This window comes from Pseudomonas sp. McL0111 (assembly GCF_052567255.1).
Window position 1 is genome coordinate 228,096 of record NZ_CP199585.1, and the last position, 14,696, is coordinate 242,791.

Below are 14,696 nucleotides of genomic sequence, written 5' to 3' on the forward strand. Positions count from 1 at the left end.
TCGACTGCGAATCTACCATCGCCAGCAGGCTGGCTCCCACAGAGGATCTTTAGTGGATACAGATTTTGATTCAATGCAGATCATGGGTGGGAGCCAGCCTGCTGGCGATAGCGATGCGGCAGCCACCAAAACACTCAGCGGCGGTTAGACCAACGCTGACGCAGCCATTCCAGATCTTCTGGCCGAGTGACTTTGAGGTTATCCGCACGACCTTCGATCAAGCGCGGTGCCAGACCCGCCCACTCCATCGCCGAGGCTTCATCAGTAATCACAGCATCCGCCACCAGGCTATCCGCCAGCGCCCGATGCAACGCACCGAGGCGGAACATCTGCGGTGTATACGCCTGCCAGATCACGCTGCGATCAACGGTCTCAACGACCCGACCGTGTTTGTCGACGCGCTTGAGCGTGTCCCGCGCCGGCACTGCCAGCAGACCGCCCACTGGATCATCCGCCAGCTCGCTGAGCAACTTGTCGAGATCATCGCGGCTCAGATTAGGCCGTGCGGCATCGTGCACCAGCACCCAATCCTCATCGTCTGCACCTTGCGCGTGCAGATGCAGCAAGGCATTGAGCACCGAGCCAGAACGTTCGGAGCCACCCTCGACCCGTTGAATCCGCGAGTCGCCAGCGCAGGCCAGGTTCGGCCAATAAGGATCATCAACAGCAAGACTGACCAACAGCCCCTTGAGGCTCGGGTGATCAAGGAAACAGCCGAGGCTGTGTTCGAGAATTGTGCGCCCGCCCAGTTGCAAGTATTGCTTGGGACGGTCCGCGGCCATACGGGCACCGACGCCCGCGGCAGGAATCACGGCCCAGAAGGCCGGTAGAGAATGGATCATTGAGCCAACTGGTAAAGGGTTTCACCGTCCTTGACCATGCCCAGCTCATGGCGAGCCCGTTCTTCAACGGTCTCCATGCCTTTCTTCAGCTCGCTGACTTCAGCGTCCATCACCCGATTGCGCTCCAGCAGGCCTTCGTTCTCGGCATGTTGATCAGCAATCTGCTGATTCAGCTCGGCAACTTGCGCCAGACTGCCATTGCCCACCCACAGGCGGTACTGCAGACCGGCCAGCAGCAAGAGCAAAACGAGAAACAACCAGTAAGGACTGCGCATCGAATATCAGGTATCCAGTGAAAAAAGACAGCCACACAAAAACTTTGAAACGTCTGATAGCACGAAGCCTGGAAGATCCAGGCTTGTGCATATAAGGCATCAGATTAGTGGCAAATCCATCGCTGTCACGACTTTTCCGACACAATCCGGTGTCTTTTTTACCATGTACTTATCAGCCGCGGAACTCGGAGCGACCGTTGTACTTGGCTTTGCCATTCAACTGCTCTTCGATACGCAGCAGTTGGTTGTACTTGGAAACACGATCGGAACGGCACAGAGACCCGGTCTTGATCTGGCCAGCCGCAGTGCCCACAGCCAGATCGGCAATGGTCGAATCTTCGGTTTCGCCGGAGCGATGCGAGATTACGGCGGTGTAACCAGCGGCCTTGGCCATCTGGATGGCTTCCAGGGTTTCGGTCAGGGTGCCGATCTGGTTGAACTTGATCAGGATCGAGTTGGCGATCTTTTTATCGATGCCTTCTTTCAGGATCTTGGTGTTGGTTACGAACAGGTCGTCGCCTACCAGTTGGGTCTTCTCGCCGATCTTGTCGGTGAGGATCTTCCAGCCAGCCCAGTCGGACTCGTCCAGACCGTCTTCGATGGAGATGATCGGGTAACGCTCGGTCAGACCTTTCAGGTAATCAGCGAAACCTTCAGCGGTGAACACCTGACCTTCGCCGGACAGGTTGTATTTGCCGTCTTCGTAGAATTCGCTGGCCGCGCAGTCCAGAGCCAGGGTCACGTCGGTGCCCAGCTTGTAACCGGCGTTGGCCACAGCTTCCGAGATCACTTTCAAAGCGTCTTCGTTGGAAGCCAGGTTCGGCGCGAAACCACCTTCGTCACCGACTGCGGTGCTCAGGCCACGGGCCTTCAGCACAGCTTTGAGGTGATGGAAAATCTCGGTGCCCATGCGCAGACCTTCCGAGAAAGACTTGGCGCCAACTGGCTGAACCATGAATTCCTGGATGTCGACGTTGTTATCGGCGTGCTCGCCACCGTTGATGATGTTCATCATCGGAACCGGCATCGAGTACACACCCGGGGTGCCGTTCAGGTTGGCAATGTGTGCGTACAGCGGCAGGTCCTGGTCCTGTGCAGCAGCCTTGGCCGCAGCCAGGGATACGGCGAGGATCGCGTTGGCGCCCAGGGTGCCTTTGTTTTCGGTGCCGTCCAGCTTGATCATCGCGTGATCGAGAGCTTTCTGGTCGCTTGGGTCTTTACCCAACAGCAGGTCACGGATCGGACCGTTGATGTTGGCTACGGCCTTGAGCACGCCCTTGCCCAGGTAACGGCTCTTGTCGCCATCACGCAGCTCGAGCGCTTCACGCGAGCCAGTGGATGCACCGGACGGCGCGCAAGCGCTGCCGATGATGCCGTTGTCGAGAAGCACGTCCGCTTCCACGGTGGGATTGCCACGGGAGTCGAGAACTTCACGACCTTTGATGTCGACGATTTTTGCCATTGTTGTAAACACTCCAAAGTTGACGAAAACGACGCAGCTAGAGGAAATCTTCAATCGTCGGCAAGCGAAGTACAGCGGGCAGACTTGCAGACGACAAGGCTCAGGCCCGAGGGCCTGAGCATTAAATCGTGCGGTACTTTACCGGAGAATTGAGGTTTACGCGGTTTCTACCGTCGGAAAACTCTTCACCAGTTCGTCCAAAGCTTTGAGCTGGGCCAGAAATGGCTCCAGTTTGTCCAGACGCAAGGCGCAAGGGCCGTCGCATTTGGCGTTGTCCGGGTCCGGATGCGCTTCGAGGAACAGACCGGCCAGGCCCTGGCTCATGCCAGCCTTGGCCAGATCGAGAACCTGTGCACGGCGACCGCCGGCGGAGTCGGAACGACCGCCAGGCATTTGCAGCGCGTGGGTCACGTCGAAGAATACCGGGTACTCGAACTGCTTCATGATGCCGAAGCCGAGCATGTCGACCACGAGGTTGTTGTAGCCGAAGCTCGAACCACGCTCGCAGAGGATCAATTGATCGTTACCCGCTTCCACGCACTTGTTAAGGATGTGTTTCATTTCCTGAGGCGCAAGGAACTGGGCTTTCTTGATGTTGATCACTGCATTGGTCTTGGCCATCGCGACGACCAGATCGGTCTGGCGCGACAGAAAGGCCGGCAGTTGAATGATGTCGCAGATTTCAGCGACGACCGCGGCCTGTTCAGGCTCGTGGACGTCGGTGATGATCGGCACGCCGAAGGCTTGTTTGATGTCCTGGAAGATGCGCATGCCCTCTTCCAGGCCAGGACCACGATAACTGGCCACAGAAGACCGGTTGGCCTTGTCGAAACTGGCCTTGAACACGTAAGGGATACCGAGTTTCTCGGTGACCTTCACGTACTCTTCGCAAACCTGCATGGCCATGTCGCGGCTTTCCAGCACGTTCATGCCGCCGAACAGCACCATGGGTTTGTCGTTGGCAATCTCGATGTCGCCGACGCGGATGATCTTCTGTGCCATCGGGGTTACGCCTTCTTCTGGTGTTGAGCCAAAGCTGCCTTGACGAAGCCGCTGAACAGCGGATGACCGTCACGTGGAGTCGAGGTGAACTCAGGGTGGAACTGGCAAGCGACGAACCATGGGTGATCCGCAGCTTCTACCACTTCAACCAGTGCAGCATCTGCCGAACGACCGGAAATTTTCAGGCCGGCTTCGATCAGTTGTGGCAGCAGGTTGTTGTTCACTTCGTAGCGGTGACGGTGACGCTCGACAATCACATCCTTGGCGTAGCAATCGTGCACCTTGGAGCCGGCTTCAAGCAGGCATTCCTGAGCGCCGAGACGCATGGTGCCGCCCAGATCGGACGCTTCGGTACGGGTTTCTACAGCACCGGTAGCATCTTCCCACTCGGTGATCAGACCCACGACCGGGTGGCCGCTGGTGCGGTCGAACTCGGTGGAGTTGGCGTCTTTCCAGCCCATCACGTTACGAGCGAACTCGATGACCGCCACTTGCATGCCCAGGCAGATACCCAGGTACGGAATCTTGTTCTCGCGAGCGAATTGAACGGCAGTGATCTTGCCTTCGACGCCACGCAGACCGAAGCCGCCCGGTACCAGAATCGCGTCAACACCTTCCAGCAGCGCAGTGCCCTGGTTTTCGATGTCTTCGGAATCGATGTAGCGCAGGTTGACCTTGGTGCGGTTGCTGATGCCGGCATGGCTCATCGCTTCGATCAGCGACTTGTAGGCATCCAGCAGTTCCATGTACTTGCCGACCATGGCGATGGTGACTTCGTGTTCCGGGTTCAGCTTGGCGTCAACCACGGCTTCCCACTCGGACAGATCGGCACCGCCGCACTGCAGACCGAAACGCTCTACAACGAAATCGTCCAGACCCTGCGAGTGCAGGATGCCCGGGATCTTGTAGATGGTATCGGCGTCTTCCAGCGCGATAACCGCACGCTCTTCAACGTTGGTGAACTGCGCGATCTTGCGACGCGACGAGATGTCGATCGGGTGATCGGAGCGGCATACCAGCACGTCAGGCTGCAGGCCGATGGAACGCAGTTCCTTGACCGAGTGCTGGGTTGGCTTGGTTTTGGTTTCGCCGGCGGTGGCGATGTACGGCACCAGCGTCAGGTGCATCAGCATCGCGCGCTTGGCGCCGACTTCGAAACGCAACTGACGGATGGCTTCGAGGAACGGTTGCGACTCGATGTCACCCACGGTGCCACCGATCTCGACCATTGCCACGTCGGCATCGCCAGCACCCTTGATGATGCGGCGCTTGATTTCGTCGGTGATGTGCGGAATCACCTGGATGGTTGCACCCAGGTAGTCACCACGGCGCTCTTTGCGCAGCACGTGCTCGTAGACACGGCCAGTGGTGAAGTTGTTGTTCTGGGTCATGGTCGTGCGGATGAACCGCTCGTAGTGGCCCAGGTCCAGGTCGGTCTCGGCGCCGTCATGGGTGACGAACACTTCGCCGTGCTGGAACGGGCTCATGGTGCCCGGGTCGACGTTGATGTACGGGTCCAGCTTCAGCATGGTGACCTTAAGTCCCCGCGCCTCCAGGATGGCCGCCAATGATGCCGATGCAATGCCTTTCCCCAATGAAGAAACAACACCGCCCGTGACGAATATGTAGCGCGTCATGAAAAACCCTAGAAGTCTGCGTTAAAGCGGTCAGTGCCGCCGGGGAAAGCGAAGGAAGGCCGAAGCCCCCGATCACCTGCATTAATCACAGTGCATCTTTCAAAAAAACCGCCGCGTTGGGACAGACCGGCAGGTGAAACACCGGTACGTTGCTCGCTACACATTTTTTGGAATCGCCCAGCAAAGACTGCTTGGTAATCGGCAACTCCTGCAATTCAGGCGAATCCACAGAAGTTGTATCAAGAAGGGAGCGTAGTCTACCGGAATGCCCCCTTCATCTCAAACCTTGATCTTCGTGCAAAGGGTCCCAATGCAAACGCCAGCCTTCCTGCGGGTTGCCGTCGAGTCCCGACAGGTTCGCCACCGCGAGCAATTCTTCGCCGCGAAACAGCAGCGGCAATCTGCCACGGACGAAGGCCGGCACCGCGCGCTCATTGAGCAGTCGCTTGAGATCACGATGGCCGCGATCCGCCAGACGCATCACCTCGCCCCCCTGCCGATAGCGAATCTGCAATGGCCCGGCAGGCGCCTCCCCGATCAACATGACGCGACCGTTATCCGCCAAGCGTAGCGCTCGCGACGGCTCCTGCCATGGGCTGTCGATCAACGGAGTGCGCAGCCAATTGCCGCTGAGCCACCACAAACGTCCGCCACTGCGATGCAATTCGCCATCGGCCAGACGCCAGACTGGCGATGCATCCTGAGTCGCATTGATGAGATCCGTGCAACCCGACCAATGGTCGGTGTCGGGCAGCCGAGTCAGGGGGGCGAGCCAGTGGCTGAGCAGGTTGCGCTGACGGGCGACGGACAACTTCATCAGCGGCGCCAGTTCCAGCGAGGGCAGTCCCAGCCATTCGAATTCGCTCGGCGTGGCGGCTTGAGTGAGATCGATCTGCGCTAACTCATCGAGCAGGCCTTGCGCTTCACGCAAATGCGCAGCGCTGCGGGCCATGCTCGCCTGAGCCTGCGGCCAGCGATCTGTCAGCACCGGCATGACCTGATGGCGCAGATAGTTGCGAGAGAATTGTCGATCCTGATTCGACGGGTCTTCGATCCAGCGCAGTTGATGTGCCTGTGCGTAGGCTTCCAACTCCGCTCGGGTGACATCGAGCAACGGCCGTACCAGCCTGCCCTGCCCCAGCGGACGCTGAGTCGGCATGCCCGAAAGCCCGCGCACACCAGCGCCACGCAGCAGACGAAACAGCAGGGTTTCCGCCTGATCGTCACGGTGCTGCCCGGTCAGCAGCAAGTCATCGGCAAGAGTCACGTCGCTGAACGCTGCATAGCGCGCCTCCCGCGCCGCTTGCTCCAGACTTGCCCCCGCTTTTACCTTCACTCGTACGATCTGCAGCGGAACACCCAACGCATCACAGACCGACTGACAATGCAGCGGCCACGCATCAGCCGCGGCCTGAAGGCCATGGTGGACATGGATGGAACTCAGTGCCGGCAGGGATTGGGTTTTAGCCAGATGGACAAGCAGATGCAGAAGTACGGTGGAATCGAGGCCACCGGAGAAAGCGATGCGCCACGTCCTGGCATTGCGCCAAGGCTCGAGATTCAGCAGAAGCCGGGAAAGCAGATCACTGGATGGCTGACCCATTTTTATACCTTTACGCAAATCAAATGTGGGAGTGAGCCTGCTCGCGATTGCGGTGTAACAGCCAACTGATTTGTTGAATGTTATCCCTCATCGCGAGCAGGCTCGCTCCCACATGGGTATTGCGCGATCGTTTTAGAGACCGTAGCTCATCAGTCGATCATAACGGCGCTTGAGCAGCGCTTCGTTATCGAACTTCTTCAGCATCGCCAGTTGCGAGGTCAGCTCTGCGCGGATCGAAGCAGCAGCAGTAGCCGGATCGCGGTGAGCGCCGCCCAAAGGCTCGCCGATCACTTTGTCGACGATGCCCAGACCTTTCAGACGCTCGGCAGTGATGCCCATCGCTTCAGCAGCATCCGGCGCTTTTTCTGCGGTTTTCCACAGAATCGAAGCGCAGCCTTCCGGCGAGATCACCGCGTAAGTCGAATATTGCAGCATGTTCAACTGATCGCAGACGCCAATCGCCAAAGCACCGCCGGAACCACCTTCACCGATTACGGTGGCGATGATCGGGGTTTTCAGACGCGACATCACACGCAGGTTCCAGGCGATAGCTTCGCTCTGGTTGCGCTCTTCGGCGTCGATACCCGGGTAGGCACCCGGGGTGTCGATGAAGGTCAGGATCGGCATTTTGAAACGCTCGGCCATCTCCATCAGACGGCAAGCCTTGCGGTAGCCTTCCGGACGCGGCATGCCGAAGTTGCGGCGAACCTTCTCGCGCACTTCACGGCCCTTCTGGTGGCCGATGATCATCACCGGCTGATCGTCCAGACGGGCGATACCACCAACGATGGCGGCGTCGTCGGAGAAGTGACGATCACCGTGCAGTTCGTCGAACTCGGTGAAGATGTGCTGGATGTAATCCAGGGTGTAAGGGCGTTTCGGGTGACGCGCCAGACGCGCGATCTGCCAGCTGGTCAGCTTGCCGAAGATGTCTTCGGTCAGCGTCTTGCTCTTGTCTTGCAGTCGGGAGATCTCATCGCCGATATTCAGCGAATTGTCATTACCGACCAAGCGCAACTCTTCGATCTTGGCTTGCAGGTCGGCGATCGGCTGTTCGAAATCTAGAAAATTCGGGTTCATAGGCGTCCGTCTTGGGTCGAGTCCCAAGTGAGCTTGGGCCGGCCGGTTGTCTATTCGCGCCCTACCTTAAGGGAGAGGCGCGCTAAGGTCGAGATTAAAAATTCAGGTTGCGGGCGGGCAATTCGAGATTGCCTGCCGGTCAACGGTATTGGAGGAAGACGTTGTCTCGCCCGAACTGGTCACGCAAGGCTTGAATCAAGGCATCCGCCGGGTCGATTCGCCAGGTCTCGCCGAACTGCAGCAAGGTCTTGGCGTCAGGACTGGTGTACTCCATGGTGACCGGGCAGGCGCCGCGATGACGCTTGAGCAAATCGCCCAGCCAGCGTAGCTGATCGCCCTTCAGATCCTGGGTCTGCAACTTCAGGCGCAGGCTCTCGGCCAGATTGGTTCGCGCATCTTCCATGCTCATCACACGCTTGACCCGCAGGCGCAGGCCGCCGGAGAAGTCATCGTTGCTGACCTCGCCTTCGACCACCACCATCGCGTCGGTCTGCAACAGCGACTGCGCGGAATGGAACGCATCGGCGAACAGCGACGCCTCGATCCGTCCGGAGCGGTCGTCGAGGGTGATGAAGCCCATCTTGTCGCCCTTTTTGTTCTTCATCACCCGCAGCGCGATGATCATCCCTGCCACGGTCTGGGTATCCCGGGCCGGTTTCAGGTCGATGATGCGCTGACGGGCGAAACGGCGAATCTCGCCTTCGTATTCGTCAATCGGGTGACCGGTCAGGTACAGGCCCAAGGTGTCTTTCTCACCTTTGAGACGTTCCTTGAGGGTCAGCTCCTTGGCCTTGCGGTGATTGACGTAGACATCAGCATCTTCTTCGACGAACAGACCGCCAAACAGGTCGACATGACCGCTGTCGTGGGTACGTGCGGTTTGTTCGGCGGCCTTGATCGCCCCTTCCATGGCATTCAGCAAGACCGCTCGATTGCGGTCGATATTGGCCTGATAGGCTTTCTGCTCGTCATGGAAGTAAGGTCCGAGACGATCCAGCGCACCGCTGCGGATCAAACCGTCCAGGGTGCGCTTGTTGATACGTTTGAGATCGACACGGGCGCAGAAATCGAACAGATCCTTGAATGGACCGCCCTGACGCGCCTCGGTGATGGCTTCCACCGGCCCCTCGCCCACACCTTTGATCGCGCCGAGGCCGTAGATAATCCGGCCTTCGTCATTCACCGTGAACTTGAACTCCGAAGTATTCACATCCGGCGCGTCGAGACGCAGCTTCATGGTGCGAATTTCTTCGATCAAGGTCACGACCTTGTCGGTGTTGTGCATATCCGCCGACAGTACCGCGGCCATGAATGGCGCCGGGTAGTGGGTTTTCAGCCAAGCGGTCTGGTATGACACCAGACCATAAGCGGCGGAGTGGGATTTGTTGAAGCCGTAACCGGCGAATTTTTCCACCAGGTCGAAAATGTTGCCGGACAGGTCCGGATCGATGTTGTTAGCAGTGCAGCCTTCAATGAAACCGCCGCGCTGCTTGGCCATTTCTTCGGGTTTTTTCTTACCCATGGCTCGACGCAGCATGTCCGCACCGCCAAGGGTGTAACCGGCCATGACCTGGGCAATCTGCATCACCTGTTCCTGGTACAGGATGATGCCGTAAGTCGGCGCCAATACCGGCTTGAGGCCTTCGTACTGGTAGTCCGAGTGCGGATACGCCAGTTCGGCGCGACCGTGCTTACGGTTGATAAAGTCGTCAACCATGCCCGATTGCAGCGGGCCCGGACGGAACAACGCCACCAGTGCGATCAAGTCTTCCAGGCAGTCGGGCTTGAGCTTTTTGATCAGCTCTTTCATGCCTCGGGATTCAAGCTGGAACACCGCAGTGGTTTCAGCTTTTTGCAGCAACTGGTAAGTCGGCTTGTCATCCAGCGGGATGAACGCGATATCCAGCGGCGGCTCATCAACCTTGGCGCGATCACGGTTGATGGTTTTCAGCGCCCAGTCGATGACCGTCAGGGTCCGCAGACCGAGGAAGTCGAACTTCACCAGACCGGCGGCCTCGACGTCGTCCTTGTCGAACTGGGTTACCAGACCGTCACCGGCCTCGTCGCAATAGATCGGCGAGAAGTCGGTCAGCTTGGTCGGCGCGATAACCACACCACCGGCGTGTTTACCGACGTTACGCACCACGCCTTCGAGCTTGCGCGCCATCTCCCAGATTTCTGCGGCCTCTTCATCGACCTTGATGAAGTCACGGAGGATTTCTTCCTGCTCGTAGGCTTTTTCCAGGGTCATGCCGACTTCGAACGGAATCATCTTCGACAGACGATCCGCCAGACCGTAGGACTTGCCCTGTACCCGCGCCACGTCGCGCACCACAGCCTTGGCGGCCATGGAACCGAAGGTGATGATCTGGCTCACCGCGTTACGGCCGTATTTCTCGGCCACGTAGTCGATTACCCGGTCACGACCGTCCATGCAGAAGTCGACGTCGAAGTCGGGCATGGATACCCGTTCCGGGTTAAGGAAACGTTCGAACAGCAGGTCGTATTCCAGCGGATCGAGGTCAGTGATCTTCTGCACATAGGCCACCAGCGACCCGGCACCCGATCCACGACCCGGGCCCACTGGCACGCCGTTGCTCTTGGCCCACTGGATAAAGTCCATAACGATCAGGAAGTAACCGGGGAACCCCATCTGGATGATGATATCCAGCTCGAAATTCAACCGGTCGACATACACCTGGCGCTTGGCTTCGTAGTCTTCGGTGGTGTCCCTGGGCAGCAGAACACTAAGGCGCTCTTCCAGACCGTCGAACGACACTTTGCGGAAATATTCGTCGATGGTCATACCATCGGGAATCGGGAAGTTGGGCAAAAAGTGCGTGCCCAGCTTCACTTCGATGTTGCAGCGCTTGGCGATCTCGACAGTGTTTTCCAGCGCATCCGGAATATCACTGAACAGCTCGGCCATTTCCTCGGCGCTTTTCAGGTACTGCTGATCGCTGTAATTCTTCGAGCGCCGCGGATCGTCGAGGGCACGGCCCTCACCGATGCAAACGCGGGTTTCGTGAGCGGCGAAGTCTTCCTGCTTGATGAAGCGCACATCATTGGTCGCAACCAGCGGCGCGCCGATCTTGTCGGCCAGGGCCACGGCACCGTGCAGTTGCTCCTCATCGTTGGGACGGCTGGTGCGCTGGATTTCCAGGTAAAAACGATCACCGAAAACCGCCATCCATTCGCGGGCGAGGTTTTCTGCTTCTTGCGGGTTACCGCTGAGCATCGCCTGTCCGATCTCGCCCTCTTTCGCCGCCGAGAGCATGATCAGGCCTTCATTGGCCTCCGCTACCCACTCGCGCTCGATGATGATCGAGCCATTGCGCTGGCCGTCGATAAAACCGCGAGAGATCAACTCGGTGAGGTTGCGATAGCCCTTGGCGTTCATCGACAACAGGCTGATCCGGCTCAGCGGCGCGTCCGGGTCTTTGTTCGACAGCCACAGGTCGGCGCCGCAGATCGGCTTGATCCCGGCACCCATGGCGTTTTTATAGAATTTGACCAGCGAACACATGTTGTTCTGGTCGGTGACCGCCACGGCGGGCATGTTCATGCCGTTCAGGGCCTTGACCAGCGGCTTGATTCGCACCAGCCCGTCGACCAGGGAGTATTCAGTGTGCAGGCGTAGATGAACGAATGAAGCCGGCATAGTGATCCTGTCCAGAAACGTGAAGACAACAAGGCCCGGATTGTACCGGGCCTCGAACAAAACATCAGCCTTGTGACTAAACCTGCGCCAGACCTTCCAGCGCTTCGTAAGCCTGTCGAACCGGGGCGAACGAGCGGCGGTGAATCGGCGTCGGCCCGAGACGCACCAACGCTTCCAGATGAACGGGCGTCGGATAGCCTTTATGGCCGCCGATGCCGTAACCCGGGTAGATCAATTCGAATGCAGCCATCTCGCGGTCGCGGCTGACCTTGGCCAGAATCGACGCTGCAGCAATCGCTGGAACCTTGCTATCGCCCTTGACCACGGCCTCGGAACGCATCGGCAGTTTCGGGCAACGGTTGCCATCGATCATCGCGAGTTTCGGCTGGATGTGCAGCCCGGCAATCGCACGCTGCATGGCCAGCATGGTCGCGTGCAAAATGTTCAGTTCGTCGATTTCTTCGACTTCGGCGCGGGCAATGCACCAGCTCAGGGATTTTTCGATGATCTCGTCGTAGAGCTTTTCGCGTCGGGCTTCGGTGAGTTTCTTCGAGTCGTTGAGGCCGAGAATCGGCCGATTCGGATCGAGGATCACTGCTGCCGTCACCACTGCACCGCACAACGGGCCGCGACCGACTTCATCGACACCGGCAACCAGTTCTTCGACTTCGGCGACCAGCGTGAAATCCAGGCCCATCTGCATCGTCTTGCTCATCGTGTCTGACCGATCAGGTTGAGGACGGCATCCGCCGCCTGATTGGAAGCATCCAGCCGCAGCGTGCGGTGAATCTCGTCGAAACCGCGAGTCTGCTCTTCGCCACCCTCGATCAATGGCGACAGGGTCTGCGCCAGCGCCTCGACCGTTGCGTCATCCTGCAGCAACTCCGGGACCAGCAAACGCTGGGCCAGCAGGTTTGGCAGCGACACATACGGGCTCTTGACCATGCGCTTGAGAATCCAGAACGTCAGCGGCGCCAGACGGTAGGCCACCACCATCGGCCGCTTGTACAGCAGCGCTTCAAGGGTCGCGGTACCGGAAGCAATCAGTACAGCGTTGCAGGCTGCCAGCGCCAGATGTGACTTGCCGTCGAGCAAGGTCACCGGCAGATCACGGCCCGCGAGCAACTCTTCAAGCTGAACGCGTCGCTCGGGGCTGGCGCACGGCATGACGAAACGCACACCGGGGCGCATCGCGCGCAGACGCTGCGCCGTATCGAGGAACAAGGCACCGAGACGGCCAACCTCACCGCCACGACTGCCTGGCATCAGCGCGACCAACGGGCCATCGGGCAAGCCCAGTTCAGCACGCGCAGCTTCACGATCAGCCTCGAGCGGAATCGCGTCGGCCAGCGAGTGACCGACGAACCGCACCGGCACGCCTTTCTCTTCGTAGAATTTCGCTTCGAACGGGAACAGCGTGAGCATCAGGTCGCAGCCTTCGCGAATCTTCAGCACGCGCTTCTGCCGCCACGCCCATACCGAAGGGCTGACGTAGTGCACGGTTTTGATCCCGGCCTGACGCAGTTTCAATTCGATATTGAGGTTGAAGTCCGGCGCATCGATACCGATGAACACATCCGGCTTCTCGGCGATCAGCGTGGCGATCAGATGCTTGCGGCGCTTGAGCAACTCGCGCAGCCGACCGAGGACTTCCACCAGCCCCATGACCGACAAGCGCTCCATGGGAAAGTAGGAAGTCAGACCTTCGCCCTGCATCAGAGGACCACCGACGCCGATGAACTCGACGGCTGGATGCTGTGCCTTCAAGGCACGCATCAGACCGGCACCCAGGATGTCACCGGAAGCTTCGCCCGCTACCAGCGCAATTCGCAGATTGGCCATGATCAGCGAGTGATGCCGCGAGTCGACGACTGAATCGAGTCACGGAAAATCGCGACTTCCGGGAACAGCGCAGAAGGCTCTACCAGCTCAGCCAACGCCTGCTCGACAGTCAGCCCTTGGCGGTACACGGTTTTGTAGGCGCGGCGCAGAGCGTGGATCGCATCTTCGCTGAAACCACGACGACGCATGCCTTCGAAGTTCATGCTGCGTGCCTCGGCGGGGTTACCGAACACAGTGACGAACGCAGGAACGTCTTTGCCAATGGCGGTACCCATACCGGAAAAGCTGTGAGCGCCGATGTGGCAGTACTGGTGCACCAGAGTAAAACCGGAAAGGATCGCCCAGTCTTCAACGTGTACATGCCCGGCCAACGCAGTGTTGTTGACCAGAATGCAGTTGTTGCCGATGACGCTGTCGTGGCCGATATGGGCATACGCCATGATCAGGTTGTGATCGCCGAGGGTGGTTTCGGAGCGATCCTGAACAGTGCCACGGTGAATGGTCACGCCTTCGCGAATCACGTTGTGATCGCCAATCACCAGACGGGTTTCTTCACCTTTGTATTTCAGATCGGGCGTGTCTTCGCCTACCGATGAAAACTGGTAGATGCGATTGTGCTTGCCGATTCGGGTCGGGCCTTTGAGTACAACATGCGGCCCGATCACGCTCCCCTCGCCGATTTCCACACCTGCGCCGATGATCGACCACGGGCCGACCTCGACGCCATCAGCCAGAACGGCCGACGGATCGATGATTGCACGAGGGTCAATCAAACTCATAGTTTGCGTTCCGCGCAGATGATTTCAGCGGAGCAGACTGGCTTGCCGTCAACGGAAGCCTGGCATTCGAATTTCCAGATCTGGCGCTTGCAGCTGATGAAACGAGCTTCGAGGATCAACTGATCGCCCGGCAGAACAGGCTGGCGGAAGCGCAGCTTGTCGGAACCGACGAAGTAATACAGGGTGCCGTCGGCCGGCTTCACGTCGAGCATTTTGAAACCGAGGATCCCGGCAGCCTGAGCCATCGCTTCGATGATCAGCACGCCCGGCATGATCGGATGCGCAGGGAAGTGACCGTTGAAAAATGGTTCGTTGATGCTGACATTCTTGTAGGCGCGAATGCGCTTGCCTTCAGTGTCCAGTTCCACGACCCGGTCTACCAGCAGGAACGGGTAACGGTGAGGCAGGTATTCGCGAATCTCGTTGATGTCCATCATTTCGGGGGGAAGCCTATGTAAAGATTGGGAGCGCGACTGACGCGCACTCCTCTAGCAAATCAAGGAGGCAGTCTAG

The 14,696-nt window shown here is 58.7% G+C and carries 12 protein-coding genes; all 12 read right to left on the bottom strand.

Features of this window, described 5'->3' with window-relative positions:
* Nucleotides 1-134: 134 nt before the first annotated feature.
* On the bottom strand, nt 135-842 hold the full coding sequence (ispD, locus tag ACTWLJ_RS01205) for a 2-C-methyl-D-erythritol 4-phosphate cytidylyltransferase (protein WP_445179580.1): 708 nt from the start codon (nt 840-842) through the stop codon (nt 135-137).
* Nucleotides 839-1,117 carry a cell division protein FtsB gene (gene ftsB, locus ACTWLJ_RS01210; protein ID WP_007908838.1) on the bottom strand — a complete coding sequence of 93 codons (279 nt, stop codon included), beginning with the start codon at nt 1,115-1,117 and terminating at the stop codon, nt 839-841. The genes ispD and ftsB overlap by 4 nt, the downstream gene beginning before the upstream one ends.
* 172 nt (nt 1,118-1,289) lie before the next feature.
* On the bottom strand, nt 1,290-2,579 hold the full coding sequence (gene eno, locus ACTWLJ_RS01215; RefSeq protein ID WP_401217868.1) for a phosphopyruvate hydratase: 1,290 nt from the start codon (nt 2,577-2,579) through the stop codon (nt 1,290-1,292).
* Nucleotides 2,580-2,735: 156 nt separating this feature from the next.
* Entirely contained in the window at nt 2,736-3,581 is an 846-nt protein-coding gene (gene kdsA, locus ACTWLJ_RS01220; protein WP_445179581.1) for a 3-deoxy-8-phosphooctulonate synthase, read from the bottom strand.
* Between the two features lie 5 nt (nt 3,582-3,586).
* Nucleotides 3,587-5,218, bottom strand: coding sequence for a CTP synthase (locus ACTWLJ_RS01225; protein ID WP_445179582.1), 1,632 nt, complete (start codon nt 5,216-5,218; stop codon nt 3,587-3,589).
* Nucleotides 5,219-5,492: 274 nt separating this feature from the next.
* A complete protein-coding gene (gene tilS, locus ACTWLJ_RS01230; RefSeq protein WP_445179583.1) occupies nt 5,493-6,821 on the bottom strand; it encodes a tRNA lysidine(34) synthetase TilS in 1,329 nt (442 codons plus the stop codon).
* A gap of 132 nt (nt 6,822-6,953) precedes the next feature.
* On the bottom strand, nt 6,954-7,901 hold the full coding sequence (locus ACTWLJ_RS01235) for an acetyl-CoA carboxylase carboxyltransferase subunit alpha (protein WP_445179584.1): 948 nt from the start codon (nt 7,899-7,901) through the stop codon (nt 6,954-6,956).
* 139 nt (nt 7,902-8,040) lie between these two features.
* Nucleotides 8,041-11,562: a DNA polymerase III subunit alpha gene (gene dnaE, locus ACTWLJ_RS01240; RefSeq protein WP_445179585.1), complete on the bottom strand. Its 3,522-nt coding sequence runs from the start codon at nt 11,560-11,562 to the stop codon at nt 8,041-8,043.
* A gap of 76 nt (nt 11,563-11,638) precedes the next feature.
* Nucleotides 11,639-12,265, bottom strand: a complete 627-nt coding sequence (rnhB, locus tag ACTWLJ_RS01245) for a ribonuclease HII (RefSeq protein WP_401220773.1) — start codon at nt 12,263-12,265, stop codon at nt 11,639-11,641.
* A gap of 8 nt (nt 12,266-12,273) precedes the next feature.
* The gene (lpxB, locus tag ACTWLJ_RS01250) at nt 12,274-13,404 is read right to left on the bottom strand and encodes a lipid-A-disaccharide synthase (RefSeq protein WP_445179586.1); all 1,131 of its coding nucleotides are present in this window, start codon (nt 13,402-13,404) and stop codon (nt 12,274-12,276) included.
* A gap of 2 nt (nt 13,405-13,406) precedes the next feature.
* Complete coding sequence (lpxA, locus tag ACTWLJ_RS01255) at nt 13,407-14,183, bottom strand: acyl-ACP--UDP-N-acetylglucosamine O-acyltransferase (RefSeq protein WP_445179587.1); 777 nt, start codon at nt 14,181-14,183, stop codon at nt 13,407-13,409.
* Nucleotides 14,180-14,620, bottom strand: coding sequence for a 3-hydroxyacyl-ACP dehydratase FabZ (gene fabZ / locus ACTWLJ_RS01260; protein ID WP_025110881.1), 441 nt, complete (start codon nt 14,618-14,620; stop codon nt 14,180-14,182). The genes lpxA and fabZ overlap by 4 nt, the downstream gene beginning before the upstream one ends.
* Nucleotides 14,621-14,696: the final 76 nt, after the last annotated feature.